Raw genomic sequence first — 15,091 nt, 5'->3', positions numbered from 1 at the left:
TGTATTAGCATGTTTGATAGTGAGGTGAATAAATTTGAATTTAGATCAATTGAAGCAAGAAGTGATAGATTATGCACATTCTATTGGTATTGATAGTATTGGATTTACAACTGCTGATCCTTTTGATGAATTAAAGAAAAAGTTAGAAGATTATCATTCTAAAGGATATGCTTCTGGGTTTGAAGAAAGTGATATTGAGTTAAGAACAGTCCCTAAATTATCATTACCATCTGCTCGCTCAATTATAGCAATTGCTGTAGGGTATCCGAATAAATTAAAGGGTGCTCCTAAAAGTGTTAGAGGAGATAGAAGAGGTATGTTTGCGCGTGCTTCATGGGGCCAAGATTATCATACTATTATGAGAAATCGCCTTGATAAACTCAGTTTATTCCTAAAAGAAAAAGTGCCTGATGTAGAAATTAAATCAATGGTCGATACTGGTGTCTTGTCTGACCGTTCAGTAGCTGAAAGAGCTGGGTTAGGATTTGCAGGTAAAAATGGCTTTATTATTAATGAAGAACTAGGTACTTGGAGTTATCTTGGTGAAATGTTAGTCAGCATTCCATTTAAACCTGATGATCCAGTTATTGATAGTTGTGGTGATTGTAACATTTGTGTTGATAGATGTCCGACTGGTGCCTTAGTAGGTAATGGTCAATTAAATAGTCAAAAATGTATCAGCTTTTTAACACAAACAAAAGGTTATTTAAAAGATGAATACCGCTATAAAATAGGAAATCGTTTATATGGATGTGATACATGCCAACAAGTATGCCCACGAAATAGAGGGATTAATACTGAACATGACGACATTATATTAGAACCTGAGGTACTGAAACCTAGACTTGTCCCACTACTTAAAATGTCTAATAAAGAATTTAAAAATACTTATGGACATTTAGCCGGTGCATGGAGAGGTAAAAAGCCGATCCAACGAAATGCGATTGTCGCACTTGCTCACTTTAATGAAGAAAGTGCAATACCAGAATTAAAAGATGTTGCGTTAACAGATCCGCGACCAATGATAAGAGGTACTGCATTTTGGGCTATCGGTCAAATACAAGGTGAAGAGGCAAGACCATTCATTATGTCACACTATGAACGTGAAATAGAAGAAGTCCAAGAAGAAATGATAAAAGGATTAGAGATTAGGAGAAAATAAATTATGACAAATCATGTAGTTTTATATCAACCAGAAATTCCAGCGAATACTGGGAATATTGCACGTAGTTGTGCAGCAACAGATACAACTTTACACTTAATTAGACCTTTAGGTTTTAGTACGGATGATAAAATGTTAAGAAGAGCGGGTTTAGATTACTGGAAATTTGTAAATATTGTTTATTATGATAGTATTGAAGAATTTTTCGAAAAGACTGAAGGTGGCAACTATTACTTACTAACGAAGTTTGGTACACAACCACATACTCAGTTCGATTACAGTAATGTTGAAGAAAATCATTACTTTATATTTGGTAGAGAAACAACAGGACTTCCTGATTGGGTTAAAGAAAAATATAAAGATACAGCATTAAGAATTCCAATGAATGATAATGTAAGATCTTTAAATTTATCTAATACTGCTGCAATATTAATTTATGAAGCGTTAAGACAACAAAATTATCCTAATTTATCATAGAAATAAAAAAACTGAGGCCAAATGGTCTCAGTTATTAATTATTATTTGATTTTAAAGATTCAAGTTCTTTGTTTAAATCTTCTTCCTTAAGACCATAGTCTTTAGAATCGCGACCAGCAGTTAACATCGCAGTAATAAATGCTACACCAACCATACAGATTAATAGCGTGTTCATTTAATTGCCCCCTCGTAATGTTATGTTATCTTTATTATATACGAATTAAGGCAATAATTAAATACATTTTTAAGGAGACATTGATATGGATAATTATATTTTGAAAAATGCACAAATTTATACTGAAACATATAAAATTGATCATGGCTATATCGAAGTGCGTAATGGATGTATTCACGATATTCAAGAAGGGGAATATACAGGTACATTACAAACGATTGATGCGAATGGTCAACACGTACTTCCGGGATTTATTGATATACATATTCATGGTGGTTATGGTCAAGATGCAATGGATGCAACACCTGAAACATTGAATCTATTATCTGAGAAATTATTATCTGAAGGTACGACTAGCTTTTTAGCCACAACAATGACGCAATCAACTGAAGCCATCAATGCTGCATTAGAAAATGTTGCAAACTATAAACCGATAGATGATAAACGTGCTGAAATACTTGGTGTACATTTAGAAGGCCCATTTATTTCAGAACATAAAGTTGGTGCTCAAAATCCTGCATTTGTTGCAAGACCTACAGTACAAAAATTCAAAGATTTTCAAGAAAAAGCAAATGGCGCGATTAAAATAGTGACAATAGCGCCAGAAGTTGAAGGTGCAGAGGAAGTTATTAAAGCACTTCATGAAGATGTTATTTTTTCAGCAGGACATACCGTATCTGATTACGATGGTATTGAAAAAGCAGTTCAAAATGGTCTTAAGCACATTACACATTTATATAATGCACAAACAACATTTACACATAGAGAACCAGGCGTATTTGGTGCCGCTCTGACTGATGAAAGATTAACAACAGAAGTCATTGTTGATGGCATTCATTCTCATCCGGCTGCAGTTAAATTAGCATACCTTGCTAAAGGCAATGAGAATTTCTGTATTATTACGGATGCAATGCGTGCAAAAGGCATGAAAGATGGTAAATATGATCTTGGTGGTCAAGATGTATTTGTTAAAAATAACGAAGCAAGATTAGAAACCGGTTCACTTGCAGGAAGTATATTACTTATGAATAAAGGCTTAAAAAATTTAATGGACTTTGCAAATATACCGCTTGAAGAAGCATGGCGTACTGCAAGTTTAAACCAAGCGATTAGATTGAAAGTTGATGATAGAATTGGCTCAATCAAAGTTGGAAAACAAGCAGATCTAGTTATAGCTGATTCAGAATTAAATGTTTTAACTACTATTAAAAAAGGGTATATTATAGATAATGACTAAAGGTTATGATTTTTGTAAATAGACAAGTTGAAATGAGGAGTGGACAAAATGGCTTTAAACTTTAAAGTATTTGAAACAAAAGATATTGCTGCACGATATGCTGCAGATGTAGTTCGCAAACAATTTAATTCAGACAGCACTTCAGTTGTCGGCGTACATTTAGAAGCAGAGCAAACATCATTTTTCGATGAACTATTAGATGATGTTAAGAAAAATCCTGTGAACTTCAGTCAAATTCATATTTTAGATTTTGATGGTAAAGAAGATTATTACACAGAATTAGGTGTTCCTGCTAAACAAGTATTAAAAACTGATGTCGGTAGTGATGTTGAAGCATTTATTAGAGAAAAAGTGAATACTGACAAAAAGAAAAACAAATTAATGTTAGATGTTGTCACTTTAACTGAAGATAGCAGAACTGGATTAGACTATGACCAAGCGATTCACCCAGCAAGAGAAGTTATCGTACTTGTCACTGGTAAAGAAAAAGCTAAAGCAGTAAGTCAGTTATATCAAGAACCTGCAAATGGTTCTGTTGAATCCGCTAAATTAAAACAACATAGAATGGTAACAGTTGTATTAGATAATGAAGCGGCACAAGGCTTACCTGAAGACGTTAGATCTTACTTCTCAATTCAATTTTCATAAGAAGGTGAGAAATTTGAATAAAAATCTAGAAGAAGAAAATGAAATGGTTCAAGACCTAGAAGATGTTAAAGAACTAGGTAAAGAAATGGAACAAATATCAGAACAAAATGATGAAGCTTTTGAAGAAAAGAAATCTGAACAAGAATCTTAAAATAGAGATTGAGACAATACGCTATGTCTCAATCTTTATTTTTTTCGTTAATTTAAATTATCTGACAACTGAGAGTTTAAATCGCTTTCTTTATACGATATAATAGAGATGAATAAAGAATGATGAATTCAAGAAATAAAGGGGAGTATTGAAATGAGTTACAGAATTGAACATGATACATTTGGTGAAATTAAAGTTCCAAGTGAGAAATATTGGAAAGCACAAACACAAAGAAGTAAACAGAATTTCCCAGTAGGTAAAGAACAAATGCCAATTGAAGTGATTTATGGATTTGCACATTTAAAAAGAGCAGCAGCGATTTCAAATCATGAACTTGGTAAATTATCTGATGATAAGAAAGATGCCATTGTATATGCTACTGATGAAATTTTAAATGGAAACTTAGATGAACATTTTCCTCTAGTCGTTTGGCAAACAGGTAGTGGTACACAAAGTAATATGAACGTGAACGAAGTTGTGAGCTACGTTGCAAATGAATACTTGAAAGAAAAAGGTTCAGAAGAGTCCGTTCATCCAAATGATCATGTTAATATGTCTCAAAGTTCAAATGATACATATCCAACTGCAATGCATGTTGCTTTATATCATGAAATTGAATCTAAATTATTACCAGCAATTGGTACGTTAAGAGATACATTTAAGAAAAAAGAAGAAGATTTCAAAGATATTATTAAAATCGGTAGAACACATTTACAAGATGCAACACCTTTAACTTTAGGTCAAGAAGTTAGTGGTTGGAGATATATGTTAGATAAATGTGAATCATTATTAAATGAATCTAAAGGTCAATTATTAAACTTAGCAATTGGTGGTACAGCAGTTGGTACTGGTATCAATGCTCATCCAGAATTCGGTGATAAAGTGGCTAAACAAATTAGCGAACAATTAGGCTATCCATTTGTATCATCTGAAAATAAATTCCATGCATTAACTGCTCATGATGAAGTTGTTTATGTTCATGGCGCACTTAAAGCATTAGCAAGTGACTTAATGAAAATTGCGAATGACGTAAGATGGTTAGCTTCAGGACCAAGAGCTGGATTAGCTGAAATTTCAATTCCAGAGAACGAACCAGGTTCATCAATCATGCCAGGTAAAGTAAACCCAACTCAATGTGAAATGTTAACAATGGTTGCTGTTCAAGTATTAGGAAATGATGCAGCAGTTGGTATAGCAGCATCACAAGGTAACTTTGAATTAAATGTATTTAAACCAGTTATTTTATACAATACATTACAATCTATTTATTTATTAACAGATGGTATTGAAACATTTAATAACAACTGTGCAGTTGGAATAGAACCTATTGAAGAAAATATCGATAAATATTTAAATCAATCATTGATGCTTGTTACTGCGTTAAATCCACATATTGGATATGAAAATGCAGCAGCAATTGCGAAGAATGCTCATAAAAACGGATTAACATTAAAAGAATCTGCAATTGAATCTGGACTTCTAACTGAAGAACAATTCGATGAGTGGATTAAACCAGAAGATATGATAAGCTCTAAAAAATAATAGCAGCTTTAAGACACAAATATAAAGAACAGAAAAAAGGTGCTATAGGCACCTTTTTCTGTATCAAAATATAACTTTGGAGGCAATTTATGAAGAGATTAGGATTAATAGATATAGGTTCCAATACTATAAGACTTGTTATTTTTGAATACTCTAAAGATACAGGTTTAAATGAACTACAAAACGTTAAAACACCAGCACGTTTGAGTCAATATTTAGAAGAAGATAAAACAATGAATAAAGATGGAATCAATATTTTAGTAGAAACTTTAAATAGTTTTAAAAAAGTTGCCGAAAAATTTCAAGTGGAAGAACTTGTCCCTGCAGCTACAGCAGCAGTAAGACAATCTAAAAATATAAATGAAATTATTAAAAGTGTAAAAGACAAAACGAATCTCGATATTGAAATTATCCCAGAACAAGATGAGGCGTTTTACGGATTTTATGCAGCAACACATACTTTAAATATAAATAATGGTATTACAGTTGATATAGGTGGTGGTTCAACAGAAATTACTTATTTTGAAGATAAAAAGTTAAAAGAGGCAATAAGTTTTCCTTTTGGTGTTGTAACTTTAGAGAAAATGTTTTTCGCTGATAAAGATCATAATGATAAAAATGCGATAAAAAAATGTGAGAAGTATGTTAAAGAACAGTTTGAATCTGAAAAATGGATAAAAGATAAAAACGTTCCTATTATTGGGATTGGTGGATCTGCCCGAAATAATGCGCGTATACATCAGTCATTAAATAATTATCCAATTGCAGGTGTACATGGGTATGACATGACTAAAAAAGGGCTTGAAGAAGTGTTTGATGTCTTGAAAAAATCTGATAAAAATGAATTAAAAGATTTAGATGGTTTAAGTAGAGACCGTACAGATATCATTTTACCTAGTTCTATTGTTTTTAATACATTATACGATATCTCAGATGCAAAACGTTTTACGTTCTCAAGAAAAGGTCTACGTGAAGGTTTAGTGATGACAAGAATTAAAGAAGAATTTCCAAAGGCATTTAATAAAAATAATGTCACAAGTGATGCATTAAAACATATAGCAAATGAATATAATATCAATGCTTCAAATGGTAAACAGCGCATGAAATTAGCTGAAGATTTATTAAACAAATTAGAAGAAATCACTAGTTTTAAAATTCCAAAAGAAGATAAAGAAATATTTAAAGAAGCGGCATATTTATATTATTTAGGTTCATTTATTGATGCAGATTCTAGTTCACAACATACGTATTATATTATAGCCAATTCAAGTATTAATGGCTTATCGCATAAAGAAAGGGTTAAATTAGCACTTTTGGCAAGTTTTAAAAACAAGACGTTATTAAAGTTTTATATAAAGGGGACGCCTTGGTTTGATGATGAAGAAATCGAACTTATTCAAAAGCTTGGTGGCATCATTAAGTTTGCCCATGCTTTAAATGTTTCCAATACCGATTGCATCGAATCAATGGCATTAATTGAAAAGAAAAATGAATTTGAATTAAGAGCCAAATATGTTACAGACCCAATCGCTGAAGAATATCAATCTGATAGACAGAAAAAACATTTAGAAAAGTTACTACCGAAAAAACTTAATATTATATTTACACAAGATTAATAAACTTACGTTTAAATGAAGTAGTGTGATTTTATAATCTTGATTGGAAATTTGTAAAGGGTGAGATAATTATGGAAGCACAAGCGGAACAATTTTATTTAGACAATCCAGAATATTACAACAACCGAGAATTAAGTTGGCTAGACTTTAATTATCGTGTTCTTGAGGAAGCAATTGATCCTAACAATCCTTTATTAGAACAGTTGAAATTTTTAGCAATTCATAGTTCTAATTTAGATGAATTTTTTATGGTTAGAGTAGCGGGGTTGAAAGACCAAGTTAAGATGAATTTTAATGAACCAGAGAATAAAGCGCAATTGACACCTAAAGAACAACTTATCGGCATTGAAAAGAAAAATAGAGTGAACGTCGAGCTTCAATATAAGCGATTTAATGAATTAAAAGATTTGTTAAAGAGCTATAAAATATTTATTACACAACCAGAAAGATTGCCAGAACCTTTAATTGAGCAACTTCAGCATCAATTTAATACTGATATATTACCAACACTTTCACCGTTAGGGATAGATGCATACAGGCCATTCCCAAAATTAAATAATAAAATGTTGAATTTGTTTGTAGATATTAGGTTAAATGATGGTGAAATTAGATCGGCAATCGTACCCGTTCCAACATTATTAGATAGAATTATTAAGTTAGAACATGAAGGCGTTAAATATATTGTATTTCTTGAAGATGTCATTTCATTATTTATAGAACAATTATTTAAGGGATATGAAGTGATTAATACGTACACATTCAGGGTGACAAGAAATGCAGATTTAACAATTCATGAAGAAGGTGCAGAAGATTTATTAATAGAAATAGAACGATTTTTAAAAGAAAGAAAAAGTGGTGCAGCAGTACGACTTGAAATTGATAGTAGACATATAGATTCAGAAGTGAAGAGTATTTTCTTAATGAATGAACTTGAGTTATCAAATGAAGATATATACAGAGTTAATGGTCCACTAGATTTAACAGTGTTATTCTCTCTTGTAGGACAATTAGAAGATTTATTCCCAGAACTATTATTTAAACCTTATACACCACAATTACCTTCCTCATTAAGTAAAAATAATGTTTTTGAATTAGCATTGGAAAGAGATGTATTTTTCCATCATCCATATGAATCTTTTGAGCCGATTGTTGAATTTATAAAAGAAGCTTCAGAAGATCCAGATACACTTGCTATTAAGCAAACACTTTACCGTGTGAGTAGTGATTCACCGATCATTCAGGCTTTAAAAAATGCAGCTGAAAATGGTAAACAAGTTACAGTACTTGTTGAATTAAAAGCGCGTTTTGATGAAGAAAACAATGTTCAGTGGGCGAGAATGTTGGAGGATGCAGGCTGTAATGTTATATATGGTATGACATTCCTTAAAACACATAGTAAAATTACGCTAGTTATTAAGAAAGTTAAAGGAAAAGTGACGCCTTTCGTTCATTTAGGAACAGGAAATTACAATGATAAGACGGCTAAAATATATACAGATATGGGTATTATTACTACTAACCCGAAAATAGGGCAAGATGCGATTAACTTCTTTAATTATTTAAGTGGTTATTCATTAAAGCCTGATTATAATGAGCTAATCGTCGCACCATTTGAAATACGAGATTTCTTTGTTGAACATATTGAACAAGAAATGAAGTCGCATAAAGAACATGGTAATGGTCTCATTATCGCTAAAATGAATTCGTTAACAGATAAAAAAGTAATTAAAAAATTATTTGAAGCATCACAATGTGGTGTTAAAATCAAACTGATTATTCGTGGTATTTGTTGTCTTAAACCAGGTATTAAAGGTGTAAGTGAGAATATCGAAGTCATCAGTATTGTAGGTAGATTTTTAGAACACTCAAGAATCTATTATTTCTATCATAATGGACAAGAAAAAATGTATCTTTCTTCAGCTGATATGATGACAAGAAATATGATTAAACGTGTTGAAATATTATTCCCAGTATTAGATCCCAATTTAGTTAAACGTTTAAAAGGCATTGTTGATTTACAACTCAATGATGGACTAAAAGGACGTATTCAAAATAATGAAGGTGTATATCAATACAATGATGCAGGGAATAAACATATGAACTCACAAGAAATGTTAATGGATGAGGCAATGTTAGCTGGGAAAGAAATGAGAAAGTCTCACTTAAATATAGGGAGACCTGTAACGAGTAAAAGAAGTAACTTAATTAATAAATTTAAAGAAAGATTAAAGCGATAAATAGTTAAAGCCAACAAAGTTAAAGCTTTGTTGGCTTTTTTAGTTATTTAATCGTCTAACGTAACTGAAATCATTTCATCTTTAAATGGATGTTCGAATTCTATTTTATAACTGTGTAATTTTAATTTTCTCAGTTTACTATTGTTATAGAGTGGGTCACCGACAACTGGATGTCCAATTTCTGCAAGGTGGACACGGATTTGGTGTGTTCTACCCGTATCTAATTTTAATTCTACTTCTGCCGTATGTTCATCAATCATATGACTTTCAAGTATATGTGTGATAGCACGTTGACCTGTAGGTGATACACGTCTTTTGTTTGGATGGAACTTGTCTTTACCAATTGGCATATCAATTGTTTGTGGTTTAAGTGGTAATAAACTATCAACTTGAGCTTTATATGTTCTTGTAATTTCTCTATCTTCTAACATACGATCTAATATTTTTTTAGCGATAGGGTGTTTTGCGACTAACAATAATCCAACAGTTTCTTGGTCAAGTCTATGAACAGGTTCAGCATAGTCTGAATCTAACGTATAGATTACGTGATTCATAAGTGTGTTTGCTTCTTTTAAATCGTTTGGATGTGTCTTTACACCTTTAGGTTTAACGACAATTGCTAAGTATTCATCTTCGTATTTAATTTCAGCTAATCGGTAACTAGAAACATATTGGCTTGTTTCGTCAAATAATGGGATATTGAGTTTATCTCCGGCATTTACTGTATCTCTTAATGTACATGCTTCGTCATTTATCGTAAGTTCTTTTGACATTCTTAAAAGATGAAGTTCTTTCTTTGGTAGATGTAAAGATTTAAACATCTCTTCGATTGTTTGACCTTCAAATTTTGATGGTATTGTAATTTGCATAGCGTCCTCCAGGAATATTTCTCTCAAAATCGGGAAAAATTATATTATAACAAAAAATAAGTTATAATTATTATAACAAGAAAAAGAGATAAGGAGTATGTTTCATGTCAAAATCAATCGATAATAATGAATTTAACGTAAGTATTAATACTAGACAGATGACTTTTGATGATATTGATGAAGTTATTGAATTACAGTCTAAATGTTTTCCAGGGATGGAACCATGGGAGAGAGGTCATCTTGAAAGTCACTTAAGAATGTTTCCGAGAGGACAAATTGTTGTAGAATTTGAAGGTGAAATTATAGGTTCATGTTCTTCTCTTATCATCAATTTTGATGAATATGATGATAGACATACGTGGGATAGTATTACGAATAATGGTTATATTACAAACCATAATGATCACGGACATAATTTATATGGTATTGAAGTCATGGTTCATCCTGATTATAGAGGGATGAAAGTTGGCGCAAGACTATATGAAGCTCGTAGAGAAATTGCTTATGAATTAAATTTAAAGAGTATTATTATAGGTGGTAGAATTCCAAACTATCATCAATATAGTGATGAATTAACACCACGTGAATATGTACAAGGTGTCATTAAACATCGTATTAAAGATCCGGTATTAACATTTCAATTGATGAATGATTTTACGTTAATGCGTATTAATCCAAATTATTTAAATGATGATGTTAAAAGTATGAAATTTGCTACTTTGATGGAATGGAATAATCCTGATTACATAGCAAGAAGTAATGTTCATTTTAAAACAAGTGAACCTGTAAGAATATGTACAGTAAACTATATGATGCGTAAAATTAATTCATTTGAAGAGTTTGCAAACCAAATTGAATACTTTATTGACGTTGCATACGATGCGGATAGTGATTTTATCGTCTTTCCAGAATTGTTGACGACGCAATTAATGAGCTTTGATGAACAAAGTAATCCGGCAGAATCTATTAGAAAATTAACTACTTACACATCACAATATATTGAGATGTTCAATCAGTTTGCAATGAAATATAACATCAACATTATTGGTGGTTCTCATTTCGTTGAAGAAGGTGAAGATATTTATAATATTTCATATTTATTTAGACGAGATGGCTCTATCGAAAAACAATATAAAATCCATGTAACACCAAATGAAAGAAAATGGTGGGGTGTATCACCTGGTAATGGCGTTGAAGTATTCGATACTGATTGTGGTAAAATTGCGATTCAAATTTGTTACGATAGTGAATTTCCTGAAATGGCTAGAATCGCAATGGAAAAAGGTGCAAAAATTATATTTACACCATTCTCAACAGAAGATAGACAAAGTTATTTACGTGTAAAATATTGTTGTATGGCACGCGCTATAGAAAACCAAGTTTACACAGTAACTTCAGGAACATGCGGTAATTTGCCACAAACTGAGAATATGGATATCCAATATAGTGCTTCAGCAATATATTCTCCATCAGACTATGGTTTTGCTCGTGATGGTATCGTGAGTGAAACAGGTGAGAATTTAGAAATGGTTGCTATCGGCGAAGTTGACTTAGAAGTATTAAGAAGAGGTAGAGAAAACGGAACTGTTAGACATCTTAGAGATAGACGACATGACGTATATAATATTACGTATAATCAATAATAATAAAGGTGATTGATATGGAAAAACCAACGCGTACAAGCCTTTTAAAAGAAATTGCGGAATTTTTAAATGAAGAGACTGAAATGTATAGTATGATGCATGGCGCACTTAAAAAATTAGTAAGCGGCAGTAACTTTCATACAGGTTGGATATTTTTTATTGATGAAGAAGGTAAACATGAACTTGTTGCAGAAGAAGCGTTACCGCCCGCTTTAACACATAATAGTTGCCAATACATGACAGAAGGTACGTGTTGGTGTGTAACAGCATATCAAAATAAAAAACTGACGAAAGCTTCAAATATTATTACATGTTCAAGAATTGTAAAAGCAACTAAAGAACATCATGACAAGACGGATGGCATTACACATCATGCAACTGTGCCACTTCGTTCTGGTAATGAACAGTTTGGATTGCTTAATATTGCGACACCAAATACGAAGCGATATTCAGAAGAAGATTTAGAATTGCTAGAGTCTGTAGCATTTCAAATCGGCTCTGCGATTAAACGTATATTATTAACGGATCAAGAAAAAGAGGCAGCTCGTATAAATGAAAGAAATAGGTTAGCGAGAGATTTACATGATTCTGTTAATCAAATGTTATTTTCTTTAAAAATCACTGCACACGCAGCGAAAAGTCTTGATGACCAAGAAGCGGCTAAAAAAGCTTTTCAAACAATTGAAGAAACGAGTCAAAGTGCTGTCAATGAAATGAGAGCACTAATATGGCAACTGAAACCGATAGGATTGGAACAAGGTTTAATTTCAGCTATTAAACAATATAGCCAGTTAATTCATATTGAACCTGAATTCGAAGTTGAAGGACTTATTGATTTGCCAAATACAATTGAAGAGAATGTTTATCGCATTATTCAAGAATCATTAAATAATATTCATAAACACTCAGGTGTAAATAGTGCGAAAATATTTCTAGAACAAAATAAAAAGACGTTTAAATTTAAAATTGTAGATAACGGTAAAGGATTTGAAAGCCAAGATTTAGACAACAAGCTATCTCACGGTTTGAGAAATATTAAACAACGTGTTCAAGGTATGAAGGGACATGTAGATATCAAATCAAAATTGAATGAAGGAACAGAAATTGTGATTTCTATTCCACTTTAAATGTTAGGAGTATCACACATGAGTTATAATATAATCTTAGTAGATGACCATCATATTGTGCGACAAGGATTAAGTTTCTTACTAGATACTGTTCCAGATTTCAATATACAAGCTGATTTCTCAAGTGGTGTGTTATTGCTAGAATACTTAGAACAACATGAATCACCAGATATCGTTCTTTTAGATTTAGTTATGCCTGATATGAATGGCATTGAAATCACAAGTATCATGAAGAAGAAATACCCAAACATTAAGATATTAGTCTTAACAAGCTTTTATGATGAAGAACATGTCATATCAGCGATTGATAAAGGCGCAGATGGTTATGAAATTAAAGATGTAGAACCTGATTCGCTTATTCAAACAATTAGATCTGTATTAAATGGTGAGAAGAAAATTCATCCAAAAGTACAGTCTGTTATTTCTGAAAGTGAACGGAAACCACATAGAGAAAATAAATTATCCAAAAGAGAACTTGAAGTATTAGCAGAATTGGTGAAAGGTAAAACCAATAAAGAAATTGCAGAAACACTATTTGTATCTGAAAAAACGATCAAAACACATGTCAGTCATATACTAAATAAATTAAAAGTATCAGACAGAACACAAGCTGCCGTTTATGCAATGGAACACCAATTATTAATTTAATTACAGATATAATATTTTTACGAGTAAGTATTGTCATATTCAATACTTACTCGTTTTTATGTAAAATTACAAAAATAAATTTACAAAATGAAAGCCCTTAAAGTATAATATGTTACATGGGAGAAATGATTTTACTTACTTTATAGGGGGTAGTTTAATATGAAAGTCAGGAAAAACTTAACTTTAAAAATTGTTATCGCTTTAGTACTAGGTATAACAGTTGGTTCTATTTTTAATATGTTTGCCGGAACGGGTTTCGTTCAAGGTACAAATCAATACGTATTTAATGTAATTGGTCAAATATTCCTTAACCTCATATTCATGCTTGTAGTACCAGTCGTATTTGTTTCAATTGTATTAGGGGTTATTGGCGTAGGTGATCCAAAATTACTAGGTGGTATAGGATTAAAAACCGTTACATTCTTCTTATGTACTACGGCAATTGCGATTACTATCGCAATGTTACTTGCTTTAGTATTTAAACCAGGTGTTGGTCAATCAGATTTATTAAATAGTGATGATGTTAAAAAATATGGTGCTGAACAAAAAGCTAAATCATCAGATCAAGCTGCACCAGAAAATCAAACATTTGATCAAACATTGATTAATTTGTTCCCACAAAATCCAATGAAATCTATGGTGGAACAAGATATGTTACCAATTATTACATTTGCAATCTTTATTGGTGTAGGAATGATTGCACTTGGTAGTAAGGTTGAAGCGGTGAAAAAAGTCTTCGAGCAGACCAATGATATACTCATGTATATCGTTACGATGATTATGAATTACTTCGCACCAATTGGTACATTTGGACTAGTTGCAACAGCTTTTACAAACGCAGGATTTGGCGCAATTAAACAACTTGGTATGTACTTCTTTGTTGTATTATTAGCCTTAGCAGTGCACTTCTTTGTGATCTATGGTGGGGCTGTTAAATTATTAGCAGGTAAGAATCCTTTCTGGTTCTTCAAAAAGTTCTTCCCAGCTATGACAGTTGGCTTTAGTTCATCAAGTTCAAATGCAACATTACCTATCTCTTTGGAATGTACTAAAGAAATGGGTGTGAGAAAAGAAATTAGTTCATTTGTTCAACCATTAGGTGCTACGATAAATATGGATGGTACAGCTATTATGCAAGGTGTCGCAACGATATTTATAGCTCAAGTATCAGGTATCGATTTAACAATTATGCAAATGGTAACTGTTGTTGTTGTTGCCGTTATTGCTTCAATCGGTACTGCAGGTGTTCCTGGTGTTGGCCTTGTAATGTTAGCAATGGTACTGACTTCAGTCGGATTAGACCCCGCAGCAATAGGTATTATTTTAGGTATAGATAGATTGTTAGATATGACAAGAACTTCTGTAAATATTACTGGAGATGCTGCATGTGCACTAATTTTATCTGAAAGAGAAAAGTCAAAATTTGTAAAAGAATAAACAATTTAGTGTATTAAAGGGGTAAATTGATATTAAATTCAATTTACCTCTTTTAATTTGGTTAAAAATGTATTATGATGTTACTTGTGCTTGAAAAAATCGTGTATTTTTGCAACATATTA

Annotated in this window: 14 protein-coding genes; 12 read left to right on the top strand and 2 right to left on the bottom strand. The window is 31.9% G+C overall.

All coding sequences use genetic code 11. From position 1 onward, the window contains the following. The first annotated feature begins 34 nt into the window (after positions 1-34). Positions 35-1,162, top strand: coding sequence for a tRNA epoxyqueuosine(34) reductase QueG (gene queG, locus LQ673_RS13525; RefSeq protein ID WP_037589731.1), 1,128 nt, complete (start codon positions 35-37; stop codon positions 1,160-1,162). Between the two features lie 3 nt (positions 1,163-1,165). Continuing rightward, positions 1,166-1,639 carry a tRNA (uridine(34)/cytosine(34)/5-carboxymethylaminomethyluridine(34)-2'-O)-methyltransferase TrmL gene (gene trmL, locus LQ673_RS13520; protein ID WP_025904798.1) on the top strand — a complete coding sequence of 158 codons (474 nt, stop codon included), beginning with the start codon at positions 1,166-1,168 and terminating at the stop codon, positions 1,637-1,639. 34 nt (positions 1,640-1,673) lie between these two features. Here trmL and LQ673_RS13515 read toward each other — a convergent pair whose 3' ends face one another. Then, on the bottom strand, positions 1,674-1,814 hold the full coding sequence (locus LQ673_RS13515) for a hypothetical protein (RefSeq protein WP_162841915.1): 141 nt from the start codon (positions 1,812-1,814) through the stop codon (positions 1,674-1,676). Between the two features lie 85 nt (positions 1,815-1,899). Here LQ673_RS13515 and nagA point away from each other — a divergent pair, with 85 nt between their 5' ends. The 6 genes from nagA to LQ673_RS13485 all read left to right on the top strand — a co-directional run bounded on the left by nagA (position 1,900) and on the right by LQ673_RS13485 (position 9,245). Continuing rightward, the gene (gene nagA, locus LQ673_RS13510; protein WP_025904799.1) at positions 1,900-3,051 is read left to right on the top strand and encodes an N-acetylglucosamine-6-phosphate deacetylase; all 1,152 of its coding nucleotides are present in this window, start codon (positions 1,900-1,902) and stop codon (positions 3,049-3,051) included. A gap of 48 nt (positions 3,052-3,099) precedes the next feature. Beyond that, complete coding sequence (locus LQ673_RS13505; RefSeq protein ID WP_191836407.1) at positions 3,100-3,699, top strand: 6-phosphogluconolactonase; 600 nt, start codon at positions 3,100-3,102, stop codon at positions 3,697-3,699. Continuing rightward, on the top strand, positions 3,638-3,850 hold the full coding sequence (locus tag LQ673_RS13500; RefSeq protein WP_370622769.1) for an SAS053 family DNA gyrase inhibitor: 213 nt from the start codon (positions 3,638-3,640) through the stop codon (positions 3,848-3,850). Before LQ673_RS13505 ends, LQ673_RS13500 begins: the two co-directional genes overlap by 62 nt. A 153-nt stretch (positions 3,851-4,003) precedes the next feature. After that, positions 4,004-5,392, top strand: coding sequence for a class II fumarate hydratase (gene fumC, locus LQ673_RS13495; RefSeq protein ID WP_107577221.1), 1,389 nt, complete (start codon positions 4,004-4,006; stop codon positions 5,390-5,392). Between the two features lie 89 nt (positions 5,393-5,481). Then, complete coding sequence (gene ppx / locus LQ673_RS13490) at positions 5,482-7,008, top strand: exopolyphosphatase (protein ID WP_191836406.1); 1,527 nt, start codon at positions 5,482-5,484, stop codon at positions 7,006-7,008. Positions 7,009-7,079: 71 nt separating this feature from the next. After that, the gene (locus LQ673_RS13485; RefSeq protein ID WP_191836405.1) at positions 7,080-9,245 is read left to right on the top strand and encodes an RNA degradosome polyphosphate kinase; all 2,166 of its coding nucleotides are present in this window, start codon (positions 7,080-7,082) and stop codon (positions 9,243-9,245) included. A 47-nt stretch (positions 9,246-9,292) separates the two neighbouring features. Here LQ673_RS13485 and LQ673_RS13480 read toward each other — a convergent pair whose 3' ends face one another. Further along, positions 9,293-10,114, bottom strand: a complete 822-nt coding sequence (locus LQ673_RS13480; RefSeq protein WP_191836404.1) for an RluA family pseudouridine synthase — start codon at positions 10,112-10,114, stop codon at positions 9,293-9,295. A 104-nt stretch (positions 10,115-10,218) separates the two neighbouring features. Here LQ673_RS13480 and LQ673_RS13475 point away from each other — a divergent pair, with 104 nt between their 5' ends. The 4 genes from LQ673_RS13475 to LQ673_RS13460 all read left to right on the top strand — a co-directional run bounded on the left by LQ673_RS13475 (position 10,219) and on the right by LQ673_RS13460 (position 14,969). After that, positions 10,219-11,757 (top strand): bifunctional GNAT family N-acetyltransferase/carbon-nitrogen hydrolase family protein, encoded by a 1,539-nt coding sequence (locus LQ673_RS13475; RefSeq protein ID WP_025904805.1) that lies wholly within the window; start codon positions 10,219-10,221, stop codon positions 11,755-11,757. A 17-nt stretch (positions 11,758-11,774) separates the two neighbouring features. Next, positions 11,775-12,884, top strand: coding sequence for a GAF domain-containing sensor histidine kinase (locus tag LQ673_RS13470; RefSeq protein WP_037589724.1), 1,110 nt, complete (start codon positions 11,775-11,777; stop codon positions 12,882-12,884). An 18-nt stretch (positions 12,885-12,902) separates the two neighbouring features. Then, on the top strand, positions 12,903-13,532 hold the full coding sequence (locus LQ673_RS13465; protein ID WP_037589723.1) for a response regulator: 630 nt from the start codon (positions 12,903-12,905) through the stop codon (positions 13,530-13,532). A 159-nt stretch (positions 13,533-13,691) separates the two neighbouring features. Beyond that, positions 13,692-14,969, top strand: a complete 1,278-nt coding sequence (locus tag LQ673_RS13460; RefSeq protein ID WP_025904808.1) for a dicarboxylate/amino acid:cation symporter — start codon at positions 13,692-13,694, stop codon at positions 14,967-14,969. The last annotated feature ends 122 nt before the right edge of the window (positions 14,970-15,091 follow it).

The organism is Mammaliicoccus sp. O-M54 (assembly GCF_022386035.1).
GTDB classification, from domain to species: Bacteria; Bacillota; Bacilli; order Staphylococcales; family Staphylococcaceae; genus Mammaliicoccus; species Mammaliicoccus sciuri_A.
This window is presented reverse-complemented; position numbering and strand designations above follow the sequence as displayed.

Excerpts from the sequence above, each read along its gene's own strand:
- trmL (WP_025904798.1), top strand. The coding sequence starts at position 1,166 with ATGACAAATCATGTAGTTTTATATCAACCAGAAATTCCAGCGAATACT.
- LQ673_RS13515 (WP_162841915.1), bottom strand. The coding sequence starts at position 1,814 with ATGAACACGCTATTAATCTGTATGGTTGGTGTAGCATTTATTACTGCG.
- nagA (WP_025904799.1), top strand. The coding sequence starts at position 1,900 with ATGGATAATTATATTTTGAAAAATGCACAAATTTATACTGAAACATAT.
- LQ673_RS13505 (WP_191836407.1), top strand. The coding sequence starts at position 3,100 with ATGGCTTTAAACTTTAAAGTATTTGAAACAAAAGATATTGCTGCACGA.
- LQ673_RS13500 (WP_370622769.1), top strand. The coding sequence starts at position 3,638 with ATGAAGCGGCACAAGGCTTACCTGAAGACGTTAGATCTTACTTCTCAA.
- fumC (WP_107577221.1), top strand. The coding sequence starts at position 4,004 with ATGAGTTACAGAATTGAACATGATACATTTGGTGAAATTAAAGTTCCA.
- ppx (WP_191836406.1), top strand. The coding sequence starts at position 5,482 with ATGAAGAGATTAGGATTAATAGATATAGGTTCCAATACTATAAGACTT.
- LQ673_RS13485 (WP_191836405.1), top strand. The coding sequence starts at position 7,080 with ATGGAAGCACAAGCGGAACAATTTTATTTAGACAATCCAGAATATTAC.
- LQ673_RS13480 (WP_191836404.1), bottom strand. The coding sequence starts at position 10,114 with ATGCAAATTACAATACCATCAAAATTTGAAGGTCAAACAATCGAAGAG.
- LQ673_RS13475 (WP_025904805.1), top strand. The coding sequence starts at position 10,219 with ATGTCAAAATCAATCGATAATAATGAATTTAACGTAAGTATTAATACT.
- LQ673_RS13470 (WP_037589724.1), top strand. The coding sequence starts at position 11,775 with ATGGAAAAACCAACGCGTACAAGCCTTTTAAAAGAAATTGCGGAATTT.
- LQ673_RS13465 (WP_037589723.1), top strand. The coding sequence starts at position 12,903 with ATGAGTTATAATATAATCTTAGTAGATGACCATCATATTGTGCGACAA.
- LQ673_RS13460 (WP_025904808.1), top strand. The coding sequence starts at position 13,692 with ATGAAAGTCAGGAAAAACTTAACTTTAAAAATTGTTATCGCTTTAGTA.